Genomic DNA, 24,353 nt, shown 5'->3' on the forward strand with positions numbered 1-24,353 from the left:
TCAGCCTCATTGGTTTCGGGTGCGCGTTTCGAATTAGCGCCAAGCGCGGGCGAAGCGGAATGCATCGCCGAACAGCCCTATCCAGGACCGCGCATTAACGAAGGATTTCAGCGTCGACTTCTGCTTCTCAGACTTCGGCGTACCGTCAACCCGAAGGTAGGTCTGCATCGCCTTGGAGATGAGCTGGGGGTAGGTGAGGAAGAAGTTTTGCGAGTTGGTATGCATCAGCCTCGGCATGTCCTTGTACTTCTTCATGTCCTTCAAGACGAAGGAGCGATCCAGCATCCTCTTGTAGAGCGCGAGATTTTCCGCGGTCATGCCAAGCCGGCGCGATTTCATCTGGAAGATTGCTTCGGCCGCGATCCGTCCGGACGTCATCGCAAGATTGGACCCCTCGCGATGAATGGCGTTGTTGAGCTGCGCCGCGTCACCGACCACGACCCAACCGTCTCCGTAGAGCTGCGGGATGGCTTTGTAGCCGCCCTCGGGGATGAGGTGCGCGGAATATTCCTTGACCTCAGACCCCTCTATCAGAGGCGCGACCGACGGGTGGCGCTTGAAGTGGTCGAGCAGCTCGTAGGGCGTCCGACCAGTGCGCTGGAAGTCTGCGACAAGACACCCGATGCCGAGCGAAATGCACTCCTTATTGGCGTAGATGAAGCCCATTCCCGTCATGCCGCCGGAAATCGTGCCCGCAGCTTCGATGACAACGCCTTCGTCGCCGCTCAGATTGAAACGCGCTTCGATGGTCTCGCGCGGCAAAAAGTGCATTTCCTTCACCGCGAGGGCCACCTTGTTCGGCTTGGGGCGCTCGCGCAGGCGCGCCCGCGTGCCAAGCAGTCCGTTCACGCCCTCGGCCAGCACCACGACATCTGCATGGATTTCGCCGTCCTGCCGATCTGTACGAACACCGATGACTCTGCCATAGGCATCCTGCGCAAGATCGGTGACGGTGGTCTCGCACAGCACGGTCGCGCCTGCCTCGCGCACTTTTGAGGAGAACCATCGATCGAACTGGGCCCGGATAATCGTGTACCGGTTAGCCCGCTCCTCATTGAAGTCCTCTGAGCGGTAATGCAGCCCGACATGGGAGCGATCATCCATGATCCAGAACCGTTGTTCGACCAAATGTCGCTCAAGCGGTGCGTCCTCCCGGAACTCTGGGATCAGCTTTTCCAGCATGTCGGCATAGAGTATTGCGCCCTGAACGTTTTTTGATCCGGCATACTCGCCGCGCTCGAGCTGTAGCACCTTCATGCCTTTCCTGGCCATGGTCAACGCCGCCGCGTTGCCCGCCATACCGGCGCCGACAACGATTGCATCGAATCTTTCCTCGATCATGATAACCTCCTTTAGCTCGCTATCCGGTCGCGCGAGTGCGGCGAGAGCCGCGCCCGAAATGCGTCCGTCAGCGCCGGTAAAAGATGCATGGCGTCGCTGACAATCGCGATGTGGGCAAAGTCGAAGATCGGCGCGTTCTTGTCGGTATTGATGGCGACGATCAGATCGGCGCCCTCGACGCCAACCCGATGCTGGATCGCGCCGGAAACGCCCGCGGCGATATAGAGCTTTGGCCGGATCGTCTTACCCGTCTGGCCGATCTGTCGGTCGTAGGTGACCCATCCCTTTTGCACGAGCGGACGGGAACAGCCATATTCGGCGCCGAGCACGCCAGCGAGCTGGCGCACAAGCTGAAAGTTTTCTTGAGAACCGAGCCCAAGCCCGCCGGCGACCACGACGTCGGCATAGGCGAGATTGGATTTGGCAGAATCACGGTCGGGGATGAACGACAGCACCTTGGTCACGATATCGTCTTCCACCAGGCCGAGCGGATGGACGATGATGCGGCCGGGATCGCGCGCGACACGCTCCGGCATCGCCATCACGCGCGGGCGGACGGTTGCCATCTGTGGCCGGTAATTCAGCGTGTAGATCGTGCAGAGCAGCGAGCCGCCAAAGGTCGGACGGGTGGCTGCAAGCGATCCATCCGCGTCAACGTCGAGGTCGGTGCAGTCGGCGGTGAGCCCTGTGAGGACAGTCGTGGCGACGGAGCCGGCAAGATCGCGGCCGAGCGTTGTTGCCCCTAACAGCAGGATCTCGGGCTTGTAGATCTCAACGAGATCGGACAACGCCTTGGTGTAGGACTCGTTACGATAATCCGAGAGCACATTGTCGGCCACGAGATAAGTCAAATCGGCGCCGTAACAGAAAGCTTCGAGCGCGGCGTTGCGTGTGGCCTCGCCCTCAGGGCCGACGACAACAGCCGCAAGCTTAACCTTCAGCCTGTCGGCAAGCTTGCGGCCCGCCCCCATAAGCTCCCATGAGACGGGATGGACCTGCCCGCGCTCCTGCTCGACGAACACCCAGACATGTTTGTAGGCTTTGAATCGGTCCGGCAACTGCTTCTTGGTTGCTGCGCGGCCCGCTGCGGCTGATGTGGGAGCCTTGATGACGTTGCTCATGGTTTTGCATTCTCCTTCCGATCCACGCGCCTGCGCGACACGGGCTCTGGCTTCGACTGTCGGTTGAACATGGTCCTGATGAGCGCGTTCGCCGGTTGCTCGCGGTTCACAGCAAGGGCCTTCTTCGCGGAGGACGGTACCCTCGGTGCTCCGCATCAGAAGCGTCGGACGCGGAGATCGAGACCGACGGTTCTGGCGAGGTGGTTGAGCTTGCAATAAACAGGACTACGTTGCGATCCAGGGGTCGACCTGGGCCGGATCGCTGTCAATGGCCGACTTGCCAATGAATACGACAGCGGTCCCACCAGATAGCTCCCTGGTCTTCGAGATCGCGGTCGTGCGCGCGTACGTCGTGGGTAGCGTCGCGTCATCAACAAAGGAGCATTCGGTAAACAGCACCGCAGCTTCGGCACCCAAGGTGCGCACCTTCCGCAGTCAGGGCTCAGGTGAATACGGTTCCATAGCGTGCACGTCGGTCTCGCCGGCCGTCTGGTCACGGAACTAACGGCTATCTCCGCGGTTGCGGGTGCGTGACAGTTGGTCGGCACACCCCGCTGCACGATCGTGTTTGACAGGAACCGCGCACGGATTTTCGCTGGCGCGGCGGGGACCTGTTTGATGCGGACGACGCTATGCATGCGCTTCTCCAGGACAAGCTCGATTCGTTGTTGCGCGGACCTAGGTGCAGAGCAGCAAGTGTCATACCAACTGAGAACACCGCGAGGTCATGCACCAAAGAAATGTATTGGGCGCAGTTGCTAACTTGGTTCTTGGCAACGGGGACAACAGGGCCGCGACATACGTCGGAAACGCGACAGGGCGTCTCCCGCGTCGCTCCACAGACTCGACCGAACGAAGAGGCGCGCCGCAGCTATCTGCGGCAGACGGCATTCAAGAGAACGCTATTTCAACGTATTGAGCGGCACGAAGGCGGCTGGCTTTTTGGGTTCCGCGACCGCATCCTTCAAGACTTTGAAGACCCGCTGGTCGATTGGCGAAGACGCCACGAAATCGGCATAGGCCTGCTCCAGCATCGCCTTGCAGCGCGCAACGACCTCCCCTTCCGCGACACCGGCGAATTGCTCCTTGGCGAGATGTTGTCCCATGCGCTTTAGGATATGCAGGCGCGCGACATTGACGATCTTGGGATCGTAGTCGACGCCAAGCAGCGCAAAAATCTCCTCAGCCGAGGAGGCCTTGTTGAGCCGGTCGAGGACGCCGGTCTGCTGAAATTTATTGCTCATCGAAATTTTCCCTGGATTGGCTCACCCGTCTCGGTCGAGATCCGGCAGCTCCTGGTTAGTTCGCAGAAGCGGCCGTTTCACGTGTGTACTGTTGGAGATGGCCACACAGCCCATGTCCTCGGACTTCGACGCGATCTGCGAGCGCTTCGGTCGAGTTCCGATCGATTTCGTGGCCGGCCAAGTAGAACTCGAAAGCTCACTCACGTGCGGTCGGACGAGCATTCGCAAACATCGCGCCAGATCGCCGCCACCGTCTCGCGCGCGACCAGCCGCTTGTGCTCGATGGCGTATTTTCGCACCCGGAACAGGATATGTCTGCTCTGCTCGGTGGTGGCGGCGAGTTGCAATTCCCCGAGCAGCTTGGTGATGGCCGAAAGCCCGGAATGCTTACCGATCACGATCCGATTGGAGCGACCCAGCAAGTGCGGGTCGAGCGCTTGATAGGTGCGTTCGTCCTTCAACAGTCCATCGACGTGAATGCCGGATTCGTGCGTGAACACATGCTCCCCGACGATCGCCTTGTTGAGAGGAATCGCACGTGTGGCCGCGGCCGCGACGAGTGCGGCGACCTCTATGAGCTCCGGCAGCACGATGCCGGTGTCACGCCCGTAGAGCTGTTTGAGTGCGACCGCAACTTCCTCGAGCGGCGCATTGCCGGCCCGTTCGCCGAGCCCGATGACAGTGACGGAAGCGTGGCTCGCGCCGCCCCTGATGGCAGCGAGCGTGTTGGCGGTCGCGAGCCCAAGATCGTCATGGCCGTGAAATTCGAGCTCGAGATCGCTACTGGCGCGCAGGCGCGCGATCAGCGCATAGGCGGAGTCGGGATCGAGGACGCTGAGCGTGTCGGCGACACGAAACCGGCGCGCGCCCGCGGCTTCCGCAGCCGCGATGAGACTGATGAGAAAGTCGACATCGGCGCGGGAGGAGTCCTCGCCTCCGACGGCGACATCGAGCCCTCGCTCGCGGGCGTAGCCCACTACCCGCTTCACCTGCTGCAAGGCCTGGTCGCGATTCCCGCCCAGCTTGGCCGCGATCTGTACGTCTGAAGCCGGGATCGAAACATTGACCATCGACACCTTGGCCTCGATCGCCGCGTCGACATCGGGCTCACGCATGCGGCACCACGCAATAGGGGTGAGCGGCAGCCCCTCCTCGACAATGGCACGGATGGCCGCGATCTCATCATCGCCCATGGCGGGGGTCCCCGCCTCGATCTCCGTGATGCCGGCCCGCGCCAGCGCATGCGCGATGGCCACCTTTTCAGCTGTGGTGAACGCAACACCAGGCGCCTGCTCGCCATCGCGCAGCGTGGTGTCATTGAGCACGGTCCGCTGGTTCCACAGCGAATCGGACCATGCCGGCTTGGCAGCGATGGCTTTGGCGTCAATCAACGAAGCCTCCTGATTGTGCTTGGCAAGGACTGCTTTGGCAAACCGCATGCCACGCCCGCAGGATCCCACACTATTGAAGATCCATCATTTTTCGCCCGCAGTCGGATGTCACCAGAACGACGGTGTCGCAAAACAGACGCGCCAGTTGAGCTCTCACCATTCTGCCTGATCAGTTCGGGTTACGGCGCGGATCGACTGTCAGACCGACGCGTCAGGGTTCATCGGTTCGCTAACCCGAGCACATCGCATCAGGAGATTTGCTTCGGTTATAGTGACCAGGACGACGCCGCCGTAAACAACGTGACGGATGCGGGCTGGTATCGGTGTCGAAAACGGTCGTGAGAGATCAGGCATCAACCAAACGCAACAGGACCGCTTGCGCGACTGATCCACGGTCTTATGGACGCCGGCCGACCGGCCCCGCAACGAGGGAGTTTAGCAGCCTCTCCTGAACACATCGCCGCAGCCGCATTCTGTGTCAGCGCCGGCAAAGCACAGTTCCCTTCGGACCACAGGGCTTGCGGCGTAGGCGCAAGCTGGCCTGAGCAGAAGAGCGTCCCGCTGGTTGGCGCCGTAATCCGCTGCACCAGATTTGGCCGCGTCACCTGCACCTCGTCGGCCAGCTGCGCGACCGTCGGGCGGCAGTTGCGCCAAAGAACTACCTATCGGGAGGCGGGAATACGGGTCAGTTGCCGCCCGCGACCGGAGCGGCCGGCGCCAACAGAACGTCACGCCGGCGCTCGGCCATGCGGCTCTCACCGCTTTCATCGCCAAAGCAGTAGTTGAAGTCCTTGCACTCTGTGCACACCGGCGTCGTACACAAGATGAGCCCCTCGTCCTCGCATAGCCTGCGATAAAAGAAGCGCTTCCAGCGCATGTTGTTGACGTTGCGCCTGGCGAGCGGCCCGAAATGGCGGTTGAGGAGACGCAACAGTTCACCACGATTGCGCAATCCGAGATCTGCCCACAGATGATTCGGCTCCATGACGCGGCGCGCGATCATCGCGGCCAGCCAACGGCTGGTGTCCCCTTCCGTCGATCGTTGCGCCAGCAAGAGATCACGTACCATTGTGACCTCGTCGTTGTCGACGTGCTCGAAATCCCGCGGCAACTCCTCCTCTTTGATCCGAACCGATGGAAAGCGTTGCTTGAGCAACGCCGCCAACTGATCGCTGGACAGGCCGACCTTCTCGGACAAAAGACCACCATCCATCGCACCGGCAGCCAGAATGGACGCCAGCACGTGGCGGTCGAAACTGATGTCATTGCTTGTGTCGGCATCTGCGGGGAGCATCCCGGTCAGAAGGCGATAGCTGGCAATTGCGCCACGTCCCTGGACGCTCCCATCATTCGTCTCGACAACCATAACGGGATAGAACTGCTCTTCGAACATGGGCGTCCGCTACCCTTTCCACATTGGTCAAGTTGGCATCACCGCGTCGGCCCTTGGGAGCCACCCTTTCGCCCGACTGCCGGCCCTCCGTTTTGGATTGGGAGGGCCGGTGCTGTCGCGCTGCGTCCTTTTACGATGCTGCAAGTTCGGCAGCGCTTTTCCCGACGATGGACTCATCAACGGCCTTCATGATGCCGTGCTCCATCAGCATGTCCTCGAGCTCGTCCATGGTGATCGGAGTCGGGATGATGCCCTTGCCGCCATTGTTGTGGATCCTGCCCGCGAGGTTGCGATAGTGATCCGCCTGCTTGGAGTCCGGCGCGTATTCCAACACGGTCATGCGCCGCAGCTCCGCATGCTGCACGATGTTGTCGCGCGGCACGAAATAAATCAGCTCAGTGCCGAGCTTTTTGGCGAGCGCTTCCGCGAGCTCCAGCTCCTTGTCGGTCTGCCGCTCGTTGCAGATGAGGCCACCGAGCCGCACGCCGCCGGAGCTCGCATATTTCAGAATGCCCTTGGAGATGTTGTTGGCGGCATACATGGCCATCATCTCGCCGGACATCACGATGTAGATTTCCTGCGCCTTGTTCTCGCGGATCGGCATCGCAAAGCCGCCGCAGACGACGTCGCCGAGCACGTCATAGGAAACGTAGTCGCGCTCCTCATAGGCGCCGTTCTCCTCCAGGAAGTTGATCGAGGTGATGACGCCGCGGCCTGCGCAGCCGACCCCGGGCTCCGGGCCACCCGACTCGACGCAGCGGATGTCCTTATAGCCGATCTTCATCACGTCCTCGAGTTCGAGGTCCTCGACGCTGCCGGCATTGGCGGCCAGGCTCAGGATCGTGTCCTGCGCCTTGGCGTGCAGAATAAGGCGAGTGGAGTCCGCTTTGGGATCGCAGCCCACGATCAGGATCTTGTGACCCATCTCCGCCAGCGCCGCCAGGGTGTTCTGGGACGTGGTCGACTTTCCGATACCACCCTTGCCGTAGAACGCGATTTGTCTCAGTGAAGCCATGTTGCTCTCTCCATCAACCGATTTGCCAAAGATTGCGTGCTGTTTTGCACGCGAGCTTGTTTCTCTTTCGAGAAACGGGGCACACGGGTCCAAGGGTAGGAGAGCATCGCTCGTCTTGCGCGTCGGCGTGCACTCAGCCCTTACTCAGTGTTGCTGCATCGCAGTAGCAACTGCCGTGCCAACGCCGGCGGCCTGTTTAAGCTTCTGATGATGCACTACAACTTCGCGAGATTTCTCATCGCGCTGGATGTTTCGAACCTGACAGCAGCTGTGCGGCTGTGTGTAATCTGACAGCGCTCACAATTTTTGACGAAACATAAGATTGATTGCGGCGCATTCGTGCGCCAGACGGAACTGCGGATGGTTTGAAATGCAACTGCGGTCGAGCCTCTCGGTACGCTTTTCAGAAATGATGCTCCGACCAGCGTCGAAACTTGAGCGCTGCAGACCAAAGACAGGTGCTCGCGCTTGATGAAGATGTGATGACCGGTTGGTCTTCCCGTTCGCGCAGCATCACGACATCGAAACCGAGACGCTTCCGAGTGCCAGCGCGCAGGGATGATGTCGATTGGCTCGAATTCTACTGTGCTGGCGGGGGTCCTCACGAGCGCGACGACGCATGAGCGGGCGCTGATCGATCATCGAGAGCCTGACTCAGGCCGCTCGCATGCGGCTTCTTCACGACAATCGACGGGGAGATCGCGATCGAGACATCAACGGCTGACCCAAATGGCCGCCCCCGGATCGGCTGCCTTCGATCAAGTTCCAGAGGTTCCTCGCAGAGAACTGCGCGCGCCCATGTTGATGGACGCGCCAGTCATCGTTTCCGCGAATTCGATCCTCATCGGTGCGAAAGCGGCAGCGCACCCCAACATCGGCGATCTTTTCCACGTCCCGGAACTCGTCACGGCGGCAACGGTGATGCGCTATGACCGCACCCGCGAAAGGGCCGTGAACGTCTGCGAATGCAACCCCAGTCACCCCGAAGGGTCCCTTGCCGCCAAAACAATGCCAATCGCCAGCAGCGGATCGGCTGTGATCTGGACGCAGTGTTCGGACCGGTCGATCAAGTGCAGGTCATAATGAGGAAAGCTGCGAAAGGGCGGCTCGGTGACATCAGACGCATCGCATCGCACCAGGGCGAGATGGGGAAAACGCCGCCGCAGCTCGGTCAAGGGGCTCGCGCGCCCTTCTGCCGCCGTGATCAGTTGTTCAAGTTCGATCAGTTCGTTTTCGTCCAGTGCCATGACCAACTTTATCGTTTGTGTGTGTAAACAGTAGCGTTACCGCCAGAACACTCGGTCGAGATCGGCATTTAGCTCATCTGTCGCTGCGCTCAGCCGCTGATGGACGCTGTGGAATTGCCAAATTCCTCGCGCATGGTCTTTCCAAAACATCTTCCACAGTCCGCACACGGCGTCATGATGGATCAACGCGACCTCGATCACGCCGCCATCCTTGTCGATGTCGCGTGAGCAGCAAGGGCTCTCGATGAGATATCCCCCCTTAACCGGCTTCACACTGGGTGAGACATAACGATAGCGTCTGCGGGAGCCCAATGCGCATTCGATCCGCTTGCGATCGACCTCGTTCGGGTGAGCGTTCAGGCCGATGACTGCCCTTTTCATGACCGCTGCATTCATTGCGAAAGCCCCTTAAAGCCGCGTTCTTTGCGCTTCAGGACAGCCGACCGGCCGCCCGGCAAAACTAAGGTCCCTATGTTCGCTTGCGTGCTCGCTCTCAAGCGCACGATCTCACCGATGCGGCCAGTGCCTACAAGAGCCGTCAAGGGCGCGCAGGCGTGAAACAAGCCGCCGTTGATGAGATCGCCGACGGATTTGAGCCGCGGGCGCCATTCGGATGTCGAATGAAGGGGCGCGATCATGATGGGGGCCCTTCCCGCAATGGCCGACTGTCGAGCTCAGAGTCCGCGTCCACCGAATCAAGTTCCTTGCATTTCATTCCGACGCGGTTGCCGGTTTCAAGAAACTCGACACCGTAGACGTAGAATTGCTGCAGGAACGTCCCGATGGAAACGACGTAACCGACCTCGCCTTTCTTGGCCAGCATGTCCCCGATCTCTTTGCCGGCGTAGGTCCCGTCATTGCGAACGGTGCGATTGGCCTTCACCTTTTCACCAAGGTTGAAGACCGGCGGTCCATCCAGCTCTATGACGTCACTGTCGCGGACGATGTTGCTCATGCATCACTGCGTCGTGAACTTGATCGGGCCGCATTCTGCGAGCTCGCTGGCCGCCGTGGCCGCGATTGCCGGGATGAAGCGGGCGATGTTCTCTGCAGCGACCGTCAACGTGAACTCCATGACGCTTACGCTCGTTCAGGCCGGCGGCTGGTATCGCGGCAATGAGGTGTCGATGACGCAGGTCTTGTCGACCGGGCAGACCGCAACACATTGCGGCTCCTCGAAGTGACCGATGCATTCGGTACATTTTTTCGGGTCAATCACGAACGTTCCGCCCTTCTCGAAGATCGCCACGTTGGGACATTCGGTCTCACAAGCGGAGCAGCCTGTGCATTGCGAAGAAATGATCTTGAACGGCATCCGATGTCCTCTTCACGCCACCGACATCATCGGGTCCTGCCGGATCGCTCCGTCACCCCGGTCGACATGCTGGATCTCGCCGCTCTTCACCTTCTCAAGATAAGAGCTGAACCATGCGATCGCGGACGTCTCGATGAACTCGTGCGCGTATTTATCGACCGGCTCGATGCCATCCTTGTGGAGTTCGCTTGTCGGCCGACCACCGATCCTGGCGACGAACACGGCATGGCAGTCATTGATGGAGCGGATGATGGCCGCAAGGTCATCCGGCGCGCCATGACCGCCCTGGCAGTAGTGATCGACGCGGCGGTGACCGACGAATTTGGCGCCGGATTGCGATACTTCATACACCTGGAACTCGTTGGCATGCCCAAAATGCTCATTGATCAGGCCAGCACCCTTGGTTGCGACCGCGATCAGCACTTTGATATCGCTTGTCCCGCCTGCATGCTCCTGCACTTCCTCCTGCCTTGGCATTATCCTGGCGCGGCGTTCCGCCTCGATTCCAGCCTGGGTGGCCTTGCGCGCCTCAGGGTCATAGTTGACGGTCATGGTCACAATCTTCTCCTTCGTAAACTCCGCGCTTCGATCCTCGCCGAGCAGTCCGACCGCGTCGGCGCGGCATTGGCAGCAATGGCGCATCATGTTCATCTCGCCTTCGCATGCGTCCTGCAGTGCCTTCAATTCGCTTGTCCTCGGCGCGCGCTGGCCCTTGAGACCGAACATGGTGCCGTGCTCGGGGGCTGCGATCAGCGGCATGATGTTGTGCAGGAAAGCGCCACGCGACTTCACGGCTTTGTTGACCTCAACCAGGTGCCGCTCGTTGATGCCCGGGATCATGACTGAATTGACCTTGCAGAGAATGCCTCGCGCGGAGAGCATTTCGAGACCACTGAGCTGACGCCTGGTCAGGATTTTCGCTGCCTCGAGCCCGCTGTAGCGTTTGTGATTATAGAAGATCCACGGATAGATCCGGGCGCCGATCTCGGGATCGATCATATTGATTGTGATGGTGACATGCTCGATGTTCAATCGGGCGATGGTATCGACGTGATCGGGCAAGGCGAGCCCGTTGGTCGATAGACACAGTTTGATGTCGGGCGCAGCTTTGGCTACGAGCTCGAAAGTTCTGAAGGTCTTGTCTGGATTGGCCAGGGGATCGCCGGGACCGGCAATGCCAAGCACAGTCATCTGCGGAATGCGGGAGGCGACCGCGAGCACCTTTTTGGCCGCCTGCTCGGGCGTGAGCTTCTCGCTGGTCACGCCCGGGCGCGATTCATTGGCGCAGTCATATTTACGATTGCAGTAGTTGCATTGCATGTTGCAAGCTGGCGCAACCGCAACATGCATGCGCGCGTAGTGGTGATGCGCCTCGACACTGTAGCAGGGGTGCTTCTTCACCTTGTCCCAGATCGCCGGCGGCAGATCGCCTTGGCCGCTGTGTGCCCCGCAGCGCGCTTTGCTGCCGCCGACCGAGATGCCGCAGCTCTTGGGCTCGGCGGCCAGCATGGTCCCGCCGCCTTCTCGTGCATTTCTAGCGCTGCTGCCGCGCTCCACTGCGTCCATGTCCAGTTCTTTCTCCAAGCCAAACAGGCTTCCCGGAGCCACTCCTGAGCGAGCCTTTGAACGTGGGTTAGCAACTCACATGCCATCGCGGCAGGCGACGGATTTTCTCATCTCCGCCAATTAGTTAGACAGAGCGATCCGCGCTGTTGTGCAGCCGACAGCGAGCCTGCGGCGTGTTGGAAATGCGACAGACGGTGGGATCCGGGGAGCGATCACGGCACCTGTCCGTCGACGCTCCCGCTCAGCGGCACCGGCACATTTCACTGTGATCGGATGGCTGCCGCGGCTGGACCGAGGTGGGCGGACTTCGCTTTGCCAGCGCCTCTAATTGGCCAGCAAGATCTCCACGGCGCGCGGGATCGCAATCGCCAGCGGGGTCAAGCCCTGGTCGAGCAGGAACCGCAGCTCATTGCGCGAGAGCGCATCCGGCTCGACAATGGCATAATGAACGTCTGCCGAGCGCTTCGTGATCTGCCGCGCATAAATGCGTAGCAGTTGATCGTCGAACCGACAGCCGATGAAAAGAAAGCTCCGCCCAAGCCGCCGCTGCTTGACGATCTCCGGAATCGGCGTCTGGATATCGATCTCGGTCAGGACCTCGACATAGTCGGCGTCGGAGATCAGGAAGTTTCTTGCCGGCAGCACGCCGCCATGCGGCTTGTAGAGGACCGTGGTCCAGGCGCCGGCAGCCGGGGACTCGACCTCTACGCCATCGGCATCATAGAAACGGTACCAGCGAACCTCGCCGATGCCAGCGCGGGTAATCCCTTGCACTTCGCCCCATCCCTCACGCTTGCCAAGTGCTGCGCGCATCGCGCCATCATACCAGCTATCGACGATCATCGGTAAGCGTAACGCAGCAAGATGACGATGCAAGGCTGTCGGCTCGACCGGTGCGGCGAACGCCTGAGCCATCAACCCTGTCACGGTAGACCGATGCTTGTTGCTCTCGATATGCTGTGCTGCAGCCCAGGCATTGCCGCGGGCCCGGCGCGGCAGCGCGACCTTGGTGCCGAAGAAGATCGCCAGCGCATCAGGTGTCACTGGCACGTCAGGCTTGGACAACTCGGCGAACCCGGGCCCGAGATAGGGAACAATGCTGCCGGCATGCAGTCTGGTCGCAACGTTGGCGAGCAGCGCCTCTGCATCCGTCCCTTTGAGACAGTTGATTTGCGGCATTGCGCTCATCGTTCATCGCCGTCCCCGCCAATCCTTTTGGCATTGACCGTGATCGGCAGCGGCGTATCGCTCGCCATCTCGGGCAGGTCGAGCACCCATCCATTCGTTAATCTGATCCAACCGCCCCACAGTGTCTCGTGCTCGGATTCGACGATCCGCTCTTCAAGATCCTTCTTGGGCACATAAATCGACAGGCCCGCCTCGGGAGAGCGGCGGATCATGACTTTCATGCGATCAACTCCAGGAATTACGGATTGCTAGCGGGGCGAGCTCTCGGGACATGCCACGCAGACGAACCAGGATGTCGGACAGTGCACGCACGACCTGATCGATTTCTTCAGCGGTGGTTTCATGGGACAGCGAAAAGCGAACCGCGCCGGGCAGGCTGCTCGCCGGCACATGCATGGCGCGTAGTACATGCGATGGCTCCATCGCGCCTGAGCTACAGGCCGACCCGAGCGACGCGGCAATGCCGGCGCGATTGAGGTGATGGACGATCGCTTCGCCTTCGAGATCCTCGAAGGCGATATTGGTTGTATTCGGCAGCCGGTTACAGTGGTCGCCAAGAACCGTGCAGCGGCCGTTCTGTAAGATCGACTGCTCCAGACGATCGCGCAGCACAGCAACACGAACGCGCGCTCGGTCGAGCCGCTCTGCAGCAAGCTCTGCCGCTTTTCCGAGACCGACGATGCCGGGGATGTTCTCGGTTCCCCCGCGGCGCCGGCGTTCTTGTCCTCCGCCCCGGATCAGCGGCCTGAATGTCGAGCCTTTGCGTAAGTAAAGCGCGCCGATCCCCTTGGGTCCATGCAGCTTGTGCCCGGACAGCGACAGCATGTCGATAACGCTGGCCTTCAGGTCAATGGGTACCCTGCCGACCGCCTGCACGGCATCGGTATGAAACAGCGCGCCGGAGGCGCGCGCCCATCCAGCCAGACGTTCCACCGGGAAGATGGTGCCGGTCTCGTTGTTGGCCCACATCACCGATGCAATCGCCGTACGTGGTCCAAGCGCCGATCGAAACGCCTCAAGGTCGAGCCGGCCGCGCGAATCCACCGCGATCAGATGAACCTTGGCCCCGCTTTGGGCCACCTGTTCGACCAGCGCCAGGATCGCCTGATGCTCGACCGAGGTGGTGACGATCTCGTCCCGGCCCTCCTGCGTCGCCAGCGCTGAGAGAATGGCGGCATTGTTGGATTCCGTCCCGCCGGAAGTAAAGACGATCTCGTCATCATGGGCAGCCCCTACGAGCGCCTGCACGCTGCGGCGTGCCTGCCGCATGGCGCCCGCGACCTGCCTGCCAAAGGCATGGGCTGAGGAGGCATTGCCGAACCGCTCGGCGAAAAACGGCAACATGGCCTGCACGACCGACGGATCCGTTCGGGTCGTCGCATTGTTGTCGAGATAAATAGCCACTGAAACCCTGCTCAATATGGCGCCGTCGGCGCGCCGGCAACCGGGATCAGGCGAACGAATTCGCCGAGCTTTTCGATCAGCCGCGCCTGAATGCCCTCCAGCGTCGCAGCTGACAGCTTGCAGAGCACGCAGGCCCCCGTCAGCTTGACCATGATCTTGGTCCCGTCGATCGCAACCAGCTGACAGTCACCACCGTCGCGCTTCAGATTGGGGCGGACCTCCTCGAGCACGGCGCAAATCACTTGCTCCCGGTCCATCTCGGCGGCCGTCGTTTGCTTCAGTTGCTTGGATTCGGCCAGCATGCTTGCGACCTCGTTCATCAGCTGAAGGATTTACCGCACGAGCAGCCCGCGTTGGCGTTCGGGTTGTCGAAAGTGAATCCGGAGCCCTCCTGCGCCAACACGAAATCGATGGTGGTGCCGGCGAGATATTTGTGGCTGTCGTTGTCGACGAACAACTTGACCCCGTCGCGCTCGATCACCTTATCGTCCGACGTCGTCTCATTGGCCAAGCCCATGATGTATTTGAACCCGGCACAGCCGCCGGACTCAACCGTAATGCGCAAGCCGCTTGCTCCCGATGTTGAAATCACCCCCCTGACCGCATTCAGTGCGTTATCTGTCAATTTGATCATGCTCACTCTTTCACCTCGCGTGGCTCGGCTGACTGCAAGTTGGCAATTCGCATGCCAGCGCACGCGCGCCTGATAAGGCTTCCGTTTTTCAACTCTCGCCTGTTGGCTTTGCGACTCGTGTCGGCTTCCCGACGCGGCGATTTCGGGATTTAAGCGCGCTTGCGAGTTTCTTCAGGCGTTTACACAGATGAAATGCGGTGCATGGGTCGGCAAGCAATTTGCATTTCCGTGCTGCGCCGGTCGTGGGCCGGCGATGAGCTTAGATCGAGGACGATTTTCATGACTGCAATCGAGAACACCGCGCTCGGCGGGCTGGACAAGGAGGGGCGACTTCTCAATGCCGTTCTCAAGGGCGAGACGACCAGGCCGGGCCGATTCGGTTTTCGTGGCGATATCGCGTTGAAGTTCCAGGCCCAGCTCGCGGACGAGAAGCGGCCGCCGGATTATTCAATCGAGCAGGTCCTGACGGTCGCGCAGGAGGGCGAAAGCACAATCCCGGTGCTGGCCGGTTATCTGCATTCATTGGCCTATCTGACCGACGTCAGCAGCGTTCTGGACGGCGCGCTGAGGCCCGACGGGCGCTACTTCATGTTCTGCAACAATATAGATCTGTTGGCGAAATACCGGACCAAGGTCGGCGACATCACCTTTCACATCCTCCCGTGCGATGAATCGACGGTCTGGAAAGAGATGATGGACCTGGCCGGGCTCGATAAGAACGACTTCAAGAAATTCGATGCAGGCGGCAAGCTGGACTACCTGCTCGACGCAGCCACAGCTCTCGATGCCTCCTATGAGGAAATCCCTTACGAAGACGGGCTGAAGCGGATGGGGCCCGTGAAAAACCGCAACCAGAATCGCCCGGTCTGAGCGCTGACTTTGGATCTCGTCGAAGCGGCCTCCAGGTCGCGCCGTCAGCAGATGTCGCGGTCCATTTCCATCGGAGTGATGAGCGCGAGCCGCTCGCGTTGCGACGCGATCAACGCGGCGGCCGCTCGACGCGCGGAGCCGATCCGCGGCGACTCGATCGGACAGATGCCGGTGCGGCCAGGAACTTCTTGCGCTGGAATTCAAATTGACGGCGATCCCACCCTTGCGGTGCAACGAACAGAGTCCCCGGCACCCTACAAGGCAACCAATGGCCCGCGGCTGTCGTCCTCGTCAACGATCGCGAGATGAAACCCACGGGGCTAGCGCACTGAACGCTTTCGGACCCAGAACCGACGTGGATGCTCTGGCTTTCTGCGCGATGTGGGTTTCCAAACAGGTTCGCGATTCTTCAACAAGCCGTTCGTTGCTTTGGGACAGAACTCATGCTGAACGGTCCTGCAATCGTTCGCGGCAAGAGAACCAAGGCATCTGTCAATTGGCGCGGCTCTTGCTCAGGTGTTCGACGCAATCATCCAGCGCAGCTGCTTTGTCGGCAGCGTTTGCAGAAGCGAGGACACTTCGATTTGAGGTCTGAATGTCTTTAGAAACTGATCGTCAGGATCGACTGTTCGTGATTATCCTCGGCACCAATGAGATTGCGTCTGCGATCGCCGTCCATCTTGCGCGCGGCGGAACTTGCGTGGTGCTGTCGCACGATCCCGATCCGCCTGTGATGCGGCGCAGGATGGCGTTCCATGACGCGCTGTTCGCCGGGACGGCACAGGTCGAAGATATTGTGGGTGAACGCCTCGACGACGCCATGCAGGTGCTCAGGGCGATCCGCGGGGACGCCAGCCGACGAAGACGGGTCATCGTCTCCAGTCTCGGTCTTGTCGACCTCCTTCCGATCCGCCGCATTGATGTGCTGATCGACGCGCGTCTGCAGAAGCGCCAGATCAGGCCCGACCTGCGGCGGCTCGCGGGACTGACCATAGGTCTGGGCCCAGGCTTCTCCAAGAGCTCGAATTGCGATGTCGCGATCGAAACCCGGCCCGGCAGAATCGGCCTGGTCCAGCGAGACGGCTGGACGGATGCGGCTGACGGAGTTGCGAGCCGACTCGGTGATCTCGGCGCCGAACGTTTCGTTTATTCCGGCCTTGATGGCACCTGGCGAGCGTCAGTCGCAATTGGAACGCATGTCGAGAAGGATCTCGTGCTCGGCCATCTTTCCGGCGCGCCCGTCATGGCGCCGCGCGATGGCGTCTTGCGCGGCATCATCCGTGACGGGACCGAGGTTCCTTCCGGCGTCAAACTGCTCGAGATCGACCCGCGCGGCGTACTGGCGCAATGGACCGGTATCGACGACCGCGGCCGGGCAATCGCCAACGCGGCGCTAAGTGCGGTCCTTCGAGGTGCGGCGCAGCGGTTCGGCCTGGTCGTTCAACCTGAGATGTCGGGACACGCGTGACGCGCCGCCGCACCAGGCGCCTGGAGCGCGTCACTTTGCCTTTTGGACAGATCGACAAACCCGCCCCGCAGCGGGCGGGCCGAGCCAGCATGGGACAGTAACGTTGCAGACCTCAATCCTCAAAAGGCATTACGATGCCCGCCTGCCTTGGTACACCATCTATCCAACAGTGCCGGAGTTCTCGGCAGCGGTCGGCCCCAAGGATTGTGAGGAATGGCTGAGGCGCCTGCCGACCGACGACGCCGTGTCGCTCTATATCCACGTTCCATTTTGCCGGTCGATCTGCTGGTATTGCGGCTTTCCGAGGACCAGCACTGGCCGGGATGCGCCGATCCTCGACTATCTGGCGGTCCTGCATGAGGAAACCCGTCTGGTCGCGGCGCAAGCGCCGCCTGCGCTGCCCGTGAGCGATGTGCATTTCGGCGGCGGAACCCCGACCCTCATCCCGCCATCCGAGTTCCCGGCCCTGATGGACGTCCTGCGCCGCCGCTTCACCTTCAGGGAAGGGGCTGCGGTCGCCGTCGAGATCGACCCGCGCACCTTCACGGTCGAAATGGCCGAAACTCTCGGAGCGGCCGGCGTCAACCGCGCAAGCCTGGGTGTGCAGAGCTTCGATCCCGTCGTTCAAAAGGCCGTCAACCGGATCCAGAGTGAAGCGGAGACGGCGGGTGCCGTCGAAAATCTTCGCAGGAATGGAATAACCCGCATCAACTTCGACCTCATCTATGGTCTGCCAAATCAGACAGTGCAGTCCTGCGTCCGGACCGCGGAGACGGTGGTGGCGATGCGCCCCGACCGCCTTGCTGTGTCCGGTTACGCGCATGTTCCCTCCTACAAGAAAAATCAGCGTCTGATCGATGAGGCCCTGCTGCCGGACACGGTTGCCCGTGCCGAACAGGCTGCGGCGGTGGGCGACACGCTGGTTGCTGCCGGGTACTGCCAAATCGGGCTGGACCATTTCGCCTTGCCGGACGACGAACTCGCGCTGGCGCAGAAGACCGGTCGCTTGCGACGTAACTCGTTGGGGTACTCGGCTGATACGTGTCAAACCGTTATCGGCCTCGGTGCCTCGGCCATCGGCCGTGTCGGCCACGGCTATGTCCTGAACGAGGTTGCAACGGGTTCCTACACGCAACACATCCGCGCTGGCCGTCTGGCGACGTCAAAGGGCTATCCTCTCTGCGACGTAGACCGCGTCCGGGCCGCGATCATCGAGCGGCTGATGTGCGACCTGGAGGCTGATGTTCCGGCAATCTGTGCGGCCTTTGATTTTGATCCGGTTCCCCTGCTCGATTCAGCTGAACGCTTGGCGATGCTCGCCGAGGACGGGGTCGTGGATATCGAAAGCGGCTTCATCCGCGTGAGGCGGGAGTACCGCTTCTTGCTCCGCACTGTCGCTGGCGCATTCGACGCCTATCTCGACCGCTCGCCCTACTAGTCCGATGCGGATGACGTTTGTGGAAGGCAACCGCCGGGAAGGGTCGGCGTGATGGGTTGCCTGATGCAAGTGGGCTGCCTTGAAATTCGGCTGTGTCATCAATCCGGCGAGACCAGCGATCACCGCCCCGAGCTCTGGCGGCTGGACTTCGCCTTGCTCCCGCTCGCGCGTTTGCCAGTGACTTACACGCGCCGCGCTGACGCCAAAACGCTCCGTCACCTCCCGACCTGAAACACCACTCCAGATATAGACAAGCACCCGTTCGCGAAGATCCATCGACAGCAGTTTCGCCATGCCCGCATGCTTCCCATTCCGGCGACGAGCTTTCATCATCAAACCGCGATCTGGACATCCCCAGCAACTCAGCCAGATGGACTAACGCTCACAACCAGCGCAAAAGCTGTCTCTCTGGCGAAATGCGCGAGCTGCGCAAAGCTCAATTTGAACAGACAATCCCAACAGCATCGCGGCGTTTGAGGTTCCGCTGAGCGAACCAGCGATCTCGTCTCAAACGACCGAGAGATCTCAAATGCAATGATGCCGACGGCTAGCCTGCCGCCGAAATATGGCCGAAGTCGGTGACCTGCCTCTCGAACAGCCCGCGATAGATGCCGCCGGGCCGCTTGGTCAGGGCAACATGTGTGCCCTGCTCGACGATACCGCCGTGATCAAACACCAGGATGCGATCGAGGCTGCGCACCGTCGACAGGCGGTGTGCGATCACGATCGAGGTGCGCCCCTTCATCAGCCGCTCCATCGCCTGCTGGATCAGCGCCTCCGATTCCGAATCCAGGCTCGAGGTCGCCTCGTCCAGGATCAGCACCGGTGCGTCCGCCAGGAAGGCACGCGCCAGCGCCACGCGCTGCCGTTCGCCGCCCGAGAGCTTGACGCCGCGCTCGCCAACCAGCGTGTCGTAGCCCCTCGGCAGCCGCAGGATGAAGTCGTGCGCGTTTGCGAACCGCGCCGCCTGCTCGATCGCCTCCCGGCTGGCCCCTGGCCGGCCATAGGCGATGTTCTCGGTAAGCGAGCGGTGGAACAGGATCGGATCCTGCTGCACGATCGCGATCTGGCTGCGCAGCGATTGCTGCGTGGCCAGCGCGATGTCCTGGCCGTCGATCAGAACGCGACCATCGGAGACGTCGTAGAGCCGCTGCACCAGCTTGACGAAGGTCGTCTTGCCAGCGCCGGAGCGGCCGACGAGACCGACCCGCTCGCCGGCGCGGATCGTCACCGACAGCCCGTCGTAGAGCGGCGCGATATGGCCGCCATAGTGGAACGTGACATCGTCGAACACGATCTCGCCGCCCTCGATCGCGATGGGTCGCGCGCCAGCAGCATCGGCGATGCCGATCGGCTCGTCGTGGATGGCGACCAACTCGTCCATGTCGTTGACCGAGCGCTGGAGGTTGTTGATGTGGAAGCCAACGTCACGCAAATAGGCGTGGATGACGTAGTAGCTGGTCAGCACATAGGTGACGTCGCCGGGCGTGGCGTTCCCCGCCATCCACAGCAGCACCGAGCCGCCGATCACCGAGCCGCGCAGGCACAACAGCAGCAACAGCTGCGACAGGGCGGCGCAATTGTGGCGCAGCCAGGTCCGTTGTACCCGCACACGCCAGCGCTTGATGACGCGCGCGAGCCGCGCTTCCTCACGTATTTCGGCGCCGAACGATTTTACCAACGCGTTGCAGGTTACCGCATCCGCCAGCGCGCCTCCGACCTTGGTATCCCAAGCATTGGAGATGCGCGCGGCCGGCGCGATGTAGCGCGTCGAGAACAGCACCGTCATCGTGACATAGGCAGCCGCACCGAGCGCGACCACGAGGCTGAGCGAGGCCCAATACACACCGAGCAGGATTGTCGATCCGATCAGCACCAGCACTGAAGGCGCCAGCGCCGTCAGGATGGTATGGTTCAACAGGTCGAGCGCCCACATGCCGCGGGTGATCTTGCGCACCGTCGAGCCCGCAAAGGAGTTGGCGTGCCAATCGGTCGAGAAGCGCTGCACGCGCATGAAGGCGTCCTGCGCGACATCGGACATCGTCCTGAGCGTGAACGGCACGATCGCCTGCAGGCCTGCGAGCCGCAGCACCATCGACGCTGCGCCCAGCGCAACGATGGCGCCGAATGCGACCAATGTCGCATGGCGCGCGTCGGGATCTGACGGGCCGCGCGTCAGCCCATCGATCAGGTGCCCCGAGAACACCGGCATGAAAAGATCGGCGATGGTCGCACCGAGCAGTCCGCCGGCCACGACAAGGGTATGCCCCGGCTGCTTCAGCCAGTGCCGGAACACGAAGGGCAACACGACCCGCATCGCGGTAGAAGGTTTATCAGCTGGAGGGATCATGGCGCAATCAGCCACGCTCATCGGGCAAGCCGGCTCTAACTGACTCAAACCGCAGCGTCGCAAAGGCGCGAGAGATCTCCGGTCCTCGATCGGCCCCCTCCGCCGAGCGAGACGCTCGACGCCAACGGCCCAAGTTGGTCGGACCTGGAAGCCTGGCATTCTGAGACGACCGGGAACGCCCCGCCTCTTCCACCATACGTCTTCGGCCTTTTCTCTTCCATAGCATCCCGCTCGCGAGAAGACTTCTCCTTTGAGGGATTGCAGTCATCGGAAAGCAGGGCGTCGCGCACCTGCCCGGCGGCCGCGACCAAACGTCCATCATGGCTTTCCGTGAGAAAGAAGAGATAGCGCTTGGAGTACCCCTTGTCGTTGCAGACGACCAGTCGACATGTCCATCAGGCTCGTTCGCGCGCACAGACATCAATTGCATTCCGATTTCCTCGACGCATGACATGCGCAGCGCCATGCCCCCACGATTGCCATGTGTGCGCCGAAACCATCAATTGCCAAGGTTAGTAGTTGACTGGTGCGCAAGGCGTTCCTGCGGGTGCACGTAACGCGGTTGTTACAAGCTCTGGGTGAGCACGTCTTAGCGTCCGAACCCTGGGCATCCTGATTGGCACGGAGTCGGCGGTGGCGAATTGCGGACGGTCGTCTCCTCGATCAAGCGTCGGAGGACGCTGAGAGCCATCGGAACGCCTCTTGTCTGAGGGTTAAGTCTAAAAGTCATAACCCCTCTCAGACAAGAGGCGGCCGTGCAAACTCTCCTCGCATGTCGCAATGCGTACGCTTCTCAGTCTCGCCTCGGTTACCCCAGGGTACGCTGCAGAGTTGCTGACGGAGGGCTTGTGGGGCGTTGCGACACCCTGCCACCCTTTTTGGATTCGCCGCTCAAGCACCGCATAGCCTTCGGCAAGCGATTTGCATTGCGTATCGCGCCACCGAAGTGACAGGCGCGTGTCTAGCTTGAGGGAGTATTCACATGACGACGGTCAAGAACATCGCGGCGACACCGTTAGAGCACGGAGCGCTCGGCCAAACGCCCCATCCGAACGCGGAACCACAAGGCCAAGCGCTTCGAGGCACACGGCAGGTGACGATCGACTGTAGGTCGCGAACGAGACGCCGCCGCCGAAGTGCTCGGTCAAGCAAACACCGACCATCGAGACGGAGGCCCCGTTTGCGATGCTGGGGCGCTCTCTTCTCACTTATCCGTTCGATCTGCGCCTGTCATGGGAGCCCATTCATCTCCTTCATCCCATACGACTCATAACCTAGACATGCATTGTCAGGCGGCCGGCTAAATCGCCGCCCGTCCTCAGCTACTCTCTCGGTTTCAAGCACAGAAAACCGTTGAACTCCCAAGCCGCTTGCAAACTTCCAGCTTTGCGAGCCTTACATGGTAGCGAGCTTGGATCGGTCTAGACTGGCGGAGGTAACCAGATTGACCGATTCCAGGAAGGCCCGCACGGGGGCTCCGCCGTGCGGGCCTTTTATCCTCAGGTGTGGCCGGCGTCATTCGCGAGCGGCGGTATGGGCCACGTCGCCCAATAGAAATCACATCGCAATTCGATTTCGCTCACACAAGCGGCCGGTTACGGCGGTCCACGACCGGTTTGTCGCAAGTCGCGCCCGTGACGTTCCAAACCGCCCTAACTTTGGCTGGTGTTGAACATCATCCAACGCAGGGGCCAGAAGGACATAACGCAGGCAGAAGAACATTCGGACCGCCAAGAGCTGGATCTGCCGTTCTTTGTAGCGTCTCCATGATCCGGCTCACCGCCGCATAGATTTGACCTTCTCGCCCACGAATAGCACGCGATCGGGAAACAGCCCGGCGTCGGCAATGCTTGCGCGGGGCACCCGCGCCACACGCGCGCAATGAAGCCATAGTCGCTAACGAATGGCGCGCTGTATCGCCGCTTGCGCCAATGGCACATCGTCAAACACCTGCGGCCACGCAATACAACGAGATCATCAGCTCTTCTACTGCCCCGCCTGCTGAGTCGTGGCCATAGAGATACAAAGAACCTGACGGCAGCACTCCCTCGTCGATCCCGCATGAACGTGGATAGGCTTGGGTCTCGGTCAACTACCAATCTTCGCAATTGTTCGAGGTGACCCGGCATGTCAAACGACCGGAAAATGAGTGTCGTGCAGGTCAACCGTGATCTCGTTGATATCGCGAAAAACGCGCAGCAATCGGTCCATCGCAGCGGAATTTGATGCCGCCTGCATGGGCCGTCCGATTCTGCGACTTACTCATTCGCGTCCAGCCCAAAAGGTTCGTTTTGCGAACAGACGCGTTTTCAGGAGAATGACAGCATGACCAAGAGATCCTCGATCGACAGTATCATTCCGCAAGCCGATATCGCAAAGCGCGCGGCGCGGATCGGCGCTGAAATCAGGAATATCAAGCTGTCGGGGGATTTGCCGGCGGAGACGATTACCGCGATCAACAGCCTGCTGCTCGAGCACAAGGTTCTCTTCTTTCGCGATCAGGGCCATCTCGACAACGCAGAGCAGGAGCGCGTTGCCCTTCGCTTCGGAACGCTTATGGCGTATCCGATACTCGCTGTCATCGAGGGAACGGTATCGATGATCGAGCTTGATTCCGCGCGCCCCCCTCGCCGAGCCGACCTCTGGCACAGCGACGGGACCTTCTTCGAGGCTTATCCTAAAATCGCGGTCCTGCGAGGCGTTGTGATCCCACAATTTGGCGGCGATACGATCTGGTCAAACACCGCGACCGCCTATCTGGACCTCTCCGCGCCGCTGCAACGGCTTGCCGACGAACTCTGGGCGGTTCACAGCAATGCGTTCGACTACTCCGTCATGGCCAACAGCGAGGCTGACAAAAAGCATCTCGACGAGGTGTTCGCCAGGACGGTCTATGAGACCGAGCATCCCGTCGTGCGTGTCCATCCCGAAACCGGAGAACGCGCGCTGGTGCTCGGCGACGTGGTGCAAGGCTTGGTTGGCATCCCGAAATACGACGGCCAGAGGCTATTCACCCTTTTCCAGTCCCATATCACCGCGCCCGAAAACACCGTGCGGTGGAGTTGGAAGGTGGGTGATGTGGCGATCTGGGACAACCGCGCCACGCAACATTATGCGGTCAGGGATTACGGCGACCAGCGTCGTGTCGTTCGCCGTGCCACCGTCGCTGGCGAGGTGCCCGTCAGCACCGATGGTCGATTGAGCTCGATGCGCATAAAGGCCGCCAAGGAGCCGCCCGCGTAGGTCGCTTAAGGCTCCCCAGAGACGTCAAAGATCCCGCCGACGCAGTCTCTTCCGCTCGTTTCCTCTTACAGCATCCACGAGCGTGGTCCGCTGTCGGCATCGAACAATGTCCAGTCCCGGCGCCT

General features: G+C 61.0%; 23 protein-coding genes. 4 read left to right on the forward strand and 19 right to left on the reverse strand.

Features of this window, described 5'->3' with window-relative positions; genetic code table 11:
* Positions 1–33: 33 nt before the first annotated feature.
* The 18 genes from I3J27_RS34200 to I3J27_RS34285 form a co-directional block, all read right to left on the reverse strand.
* Positions 34–1,341, reverse strand: coding sequence for an FAD-dependent oxidoreductase (locus tag I3J27_RS34200; RefSeq protein ID WP_270163258.1), 1,308 nt, complete (start codon positions 1,339–1,341; stop codon positions 34–36).
* Between the two features lie 11 nt (positions 1,342–1,352).
* Positions 1,353–2,462, reverse strand: coding sequence for an electron transfer flavoprotein subunit alpha/FixB family protein (locus I3J27_RS34205; protein WP_270172953.1), 1,110 nt, complete (start codon positions 2,460–2,462; stop codon positions 1,353–1,355).
* A 225-nt stretch (positions 2,463–2,687) separates the two neighbouring features.
* Positions 2,688–2,879, reverse strand: coding sequence for an adenine nucleotide alpha hydrolase family protein (locus tag I3J27_RS34210; protein ID WP_270163259.1), 192 nt, complete (start codon positions 2,877–2,879; stop codon positions 2,688–2,690).
* Positions 2,880–3,364: 485 nt separating this feature from the next.
* Entirely contained in the window at positions 3,365–3,706 is a 342-nt protein-coding gene (gene nifW, locus I3J27_RS34215; protein WP_270163260.1) for a nitrogenase stabilizing/protective protein NifW, read from the reverse strand.
* 200 nt (positions 3,707–3,906) lie between these two features.
* Positions 3,907–5,097: a homocitrate synthase gene (gene nifV / locus I3J27_RS34220; RefSeq protein WP_370691911.1), complete on the reverse strand. Its 1,191-nt coding sequence runs from the start codon at positions 5,095–5,097 to the stop codon at positions 3,907–3,909.
* A 685-nt stretch (positions 5,098–5,782) separates the two neighbouring features.
* Positions 5,783–6,463 carry a nitrogen fixation protein NifQ gene (locus I3J27_RS34225; RefSeq protein WP_270172955.1) on the reverse strand — a complete coding sequence of 227 codons (681 nt, stop codon included), beginning with the start codon at positions 6,461–6,463 and terminating at the stop codon, positions 5,783–5,785.
* A gap of 157 nt (positions 6,464–6,620) precedes the next feature.
* Positions 6,621–7,505, reverse strand: coding sequence for a nitrogenase iron protein (gene nifH, locus I3J27_RS34230; RefSeq protein WP_027545437.1), 885 nt, complete (start codon positions 7,503–7,505; stop codon positions 6,621–6,623).
* 977 nt (positions 7,506–8,482) lie between these two features.
* Complete coding sequence (locus I3J27_RS34235) at positions 8,483–8,752, reverse strand: DUF6129 family protein (RefSeq protein WP_270163261.1); 270 nt, start codon at positions 8,750–8,752, stop codon at positions 8,483–8,485.
* 36 nt (positions 8,753–8,788) lie between these two features.
* Entirely contained in the window at positions 8,789–9,148 is a 360-nt protein-coding gene (locus tag I3J27_RS34240; protein ID WP_270163262.1) for a DUF3024 domain-containing protein, read from the reverse strand.
* Entirely contained in the window at positions 9,145–9,390 is a 246-nt protein-coding gene (locus tag I3J27_RS34245; RefSeq protein ID WP_270163263.1) for a hypothetical protein, read from the reverse strand. The genes I3J27_RS34240 and I3J27_RS34245 overlap by 4 nt, the downstream gene beginning before the upstream one ends.
* Complete coding sequence (locus tag I3J27_RS34250; RefSeq protein ID WP_270163264.1) at positions 9,387–9,707, reverse strand: nitrogen fixation protein NifZ; 321 nt, start codon at positions 9,705–9,707, stop codon at positions 9,387–9,389. Before I3J27_RS34250 ends, I3J27_RS34245 begins: the two co-directional genes overlap by 4 nt.
* A gap of 135 nt (positions 9,708–9,842) precedes the next feature.
* Positions 9,843–10,067 (reverse strand): 4Fe-4S binding protein, encoded by a 225-nt coding sequence (locus I3J27_RS34255; RefSeq protein ID WP_027545442.1) that lies wholly within the window; start codon positions 10,065–10,067, stop codon positions 9,843–9,845.
* A gap of 12 nt (positions 10,068–10,079) precedes the next feature.
* Positions 10,080–11,576, reverse strand: a complete 1,497-nt coding sequence (gene nifB, locus I3J27_RS34260) for a nitrogenase cofactor biosynthesis protein NifB (RefSeq protein ID WP_270172956.1) — start codon at positions 11,574–11,576, stop codon at positions 10,080–10,082.
* 381 nt (positions 11,577–11,957) lie between these two features.
* The gene (locus I3J27_RS34265; RefSeq protein WP_270163265.1) at positions 11,958–12,821 is read right to left on the reverse strand and encodes an SIR2 family NAD-dependent protein deacylase; all 864 of its coding nucleotides are present in this window, start codon (positions 12,819–12,821) and stop codon (positions 11,958–11,960) included.
* On the reverse strand, positions 12,818–13,042 hold the full coding sequence (gene nifT, locus I3J27_RS34270; protein WP_027545445.1) for a putative nitrogen fixation protein NifT: 225 nt from the start codon (positions 13,040–13,042) through the stop codon (positions 12,818–12,820). The genes I3J27_RS34265 and nifT overlap by 4 nt, the downstream gene beginning before the upstream one ends.
* A 4-nt stretch (positions 13,043–13,046) precedes the next feature.
* Positions 13,047–14,240, reverse strand: coding sequence for a cysteine desulfurase NifS (gene nifS, locus I3J27_RS34275; RefSeq protein WP_370691912.1), 1,194 nt, complete (start codon positions 14,238–14,240; stop codon positions 13,047–13,049).
* Positions 14,237–14,527, reverse strand: coding sequence for a NifU family protein (locus I3J27_RS34280; protein WP_270163266.1), 291 nt, complete (start codon positions 14,525–14,527; stop codon positions 14,237–14,239). The genes nifS and I3J27_RS34280 overlap by 4 nt, the downstream gene beginning before the upstream one ends.
* A 17-nt stretch (positions 14,528–14,544) precedes the next feature.
* The gene (locus tag I3J27_RS34285; RefSeq protein WP_270163267.1) at positions 14,545–14,859 is read right to left on the reverse strand and encodes a HesB/IscA family protein; all 315 of its coding nucleotides are present in this window, start codon (positions 14,857–14,859) and stop codon (positions 14,545–14,547) included.
* Between the two features lie 279 nt (positions 14,860–15,138).
* On the opposite strand from I3J27_RS34285, the gene I3J27_RS34290 reads away from it, so the two are divergent.
* The 3 genes from I3J27_RS34290 (at position 15,139) to hemN (ending at position 18,635) form a co-directional block, all read left to right on the forward strand.
* Positions 15,139–15,729 (forward strand): hypothetical protein, encoded by a 591-nt coding sequence (locus I3J27_RS34290; RefSeq protein ID WP_270163268.1) that lies wholly within the window; start codon positions 15,139–15,141, stop codon positions 15,727–15,729.
* A 595-nt stretch (positions 15,730–16,324) separates the two neighbouring features.
* Positions 16,325–17,197 (forward strand): xanthine dehydrogenase, encoded by an 873-nt coding sequence (locus I3J27_RS34295; RefSeq protein ID WP_270163269.1) that lies wholly within the window; start codon positions 16,325–16,327, stop codon positions 17,195–17,197.
* Between the two features lie 103 nt (positions 17,198–17,300).
* Entirely contained in the window at positions 17,301–18,635 is a 1,335-nt protein-coding gene (gene hemN, locus I3J27_RS34300; protein WP_270163270.1) for an oxygen-independent coproporphyrinogen III oxidase, read from the forward strand.
* A gap of 547 nt (positions 18,636–19,182) precedes the next feature.
* On the opposite strand, the gene I3J27_RS34310 is transcribed toward hemN, so the two are convergent.
* Complete coding sequence (locus tag I3J27_RS34310) at positions 19,183–20,985, reverse strand: ABC transporter ATP-binding protein (protein ID WP_270163271.1); 1,803 nt, start codon at positions 20,983–20,985, stop codon at positions 19,183–19,185.
* A gap of 2,325 nt (positions 20,986–23,310) precedes the next feature.
* On the opposite strand from I3J27_RS34310, the gene I3J27_RS34315 reads away from it, so the two are divergent.
* On the forward strand, positions 23,311–24,228 hold the full coding sequence (locus I3J27_RS34315) for a TauD/TfdA dioxygenase family protein (RefSeq protein ID WP_270163272.1): 918 nt from the start codon (positions 23,311–23,313) through the stop codon (positions 24,226–24,228).
* Positions 24,229–24,353: the final 125 nt, after the last annotated feature.

It is taken from the genome of Bradyrhizobium xenonodulans (genome assembly GCF_027594865.1).
In the GTDB taxonomy this organism is placed as follows: Bacteria; Pseudomonadota; Alphaproteobacteria; order Rhizobiales; family Xanthobacteraceae; genus Bradyrhizobium; species Bradyrhizobium xenonodulans.

Excerpts from the sequence above, each read along its gene's own strand:
- nifH (WP_027545437.1), bottom strand. The coding sequence starts at position 7,505 with ATGGCTTCACTGAGACAAATCGCGTTCTACGGCAAGGGTGGTATCGGA.
- nifB (WP_270172956.1), bottom strand. The coding sequence starts at position 11,576 with ATGCTGGCCGCCGAGCCCAAGAGCTGCGGCATCTCGGTCGGCGGCAGC.
- I3J27_RS34290 (WP_270163268.1), top strand. The coding sequence starts at position 15,139 with ATGACTGCAATCGAGAACACCGCGCTCGGCGGGCTGGACAAGGAGGGG.
- I3J27_RS34295 (WP_270163269.1), top strand. The coding sequence starts at position 16,325 with ATGTCTTTAGAAACTGATCGTCAGGATCGACTGTTCGTGATTATCCTC.
- I3J27_RS34280 (WP_270163266.1), bottom strand. The coding sequence starts at position 14,527 with ATGCTGGCCGAATCCAAGCAACTGAAGCAAACGACGGCCGCCGAGATG.
- I3J27_RS34235 (WP_270163261.1), bottom strand. The coding sequence starts at position 8,752 with ATGGCACTGGACGAAAACGAACTGATCGAACTTGAACAACTGATCACG.
- I3J27_RS34285 (WP_270163267.1), bottom strand. The coding sequence starts at position 14,859 with ATGATCAAATTGACAGATAACGCACTGAATGCGGTCAGGGGGGTGATT.
- nifT (WP_027545445.1), bottom strand. The coding sequence starts at position 13,042 with ATGAAAGTCATGATCCGCCGCTCTCCCGAGGCGGGCCTGTCGATTTAT.
- I3J27_RS34200 (WP_270163258.1), bottom strand. The coding sequence starts at position 1,341 with ATGATCGAGGAAAGATTCGATGCAATCGTTGTCGGCGCCGGTATGGCG.
- I3J27_RS34205 (WP_270172953.1), bottom strand. The coding sequence starts at position 2,462 with ATGAGCAACGTCATCAAGGCTCCCACATCAGCCGCAGCGGGCCGCGCA.
- I3J27_RS34245 (WP_270163263.1), bottom strand. The coding sequence starts at position 9,390 with ATGATCGCGCCCCTTCATTCGACATCCGAATGGCGCCCGCGGCTCAAA.
- I3J27_RS34315 (WP_270163272.1), top strand. The coding sequence starts at position 23,311 with ATGACCAAGAGATCCTCGATCGACAGTATCATTCCGCAAGCCGATATC.
- I3J27_RS34225 (WP_270172955.1), bottom strand. The coding sequence starts at position 6,463 with ATGGTTGTCGAGACGAATGATGGGAGCGTCCAGGGACGTGGCGCAATT.
- nifW (WP_270163260.1), bottom strand. The coding sequence starts at position 3,706 with ATGAGCAATAAATTTCAGCAGACCGGCGTCCTCGACCGGCTCAACAAG.
- I3J27_RS34310 (WP_270163271.1), bottom strand. The coding sequence starts at position 20,985 with ATGATCCCTCCAGCTGATAAACCTTCTACCGCGATGCGGGTCGTGTTG.
- I3J27_RS34265 (WP_270163265.1), bottom strand. The coding sequence starts at position 12,821 with ATGAGCGCAATGCCGCAAATCAACTGTCTCAAAGGGACGGATGCAGAG.
- I3J27_RS34240 (WP_270163262.1), bottom strand. The coding sequence starts at position 9,148 with ATGAATGCAGCGGTCATGAAAAGGGCAGTCATCGGCCTGAACGCTCAC.
- I3J27_RS34255 (WP_027545442.1), bottom strand. The coding sequence starts at position 10,067 with ATGCCGTTCAAGATCATTTCTTCGCAATGCACAGGCTGCTCCGCTTGT.
- I3J27_RS34250 (WP_270163264.1), bottom strand. The coding sequence starts at position 9,707 with ATGAGCAACATCGTCCGCGACAGTGACGTCATAGAGCTGGATGGACCG.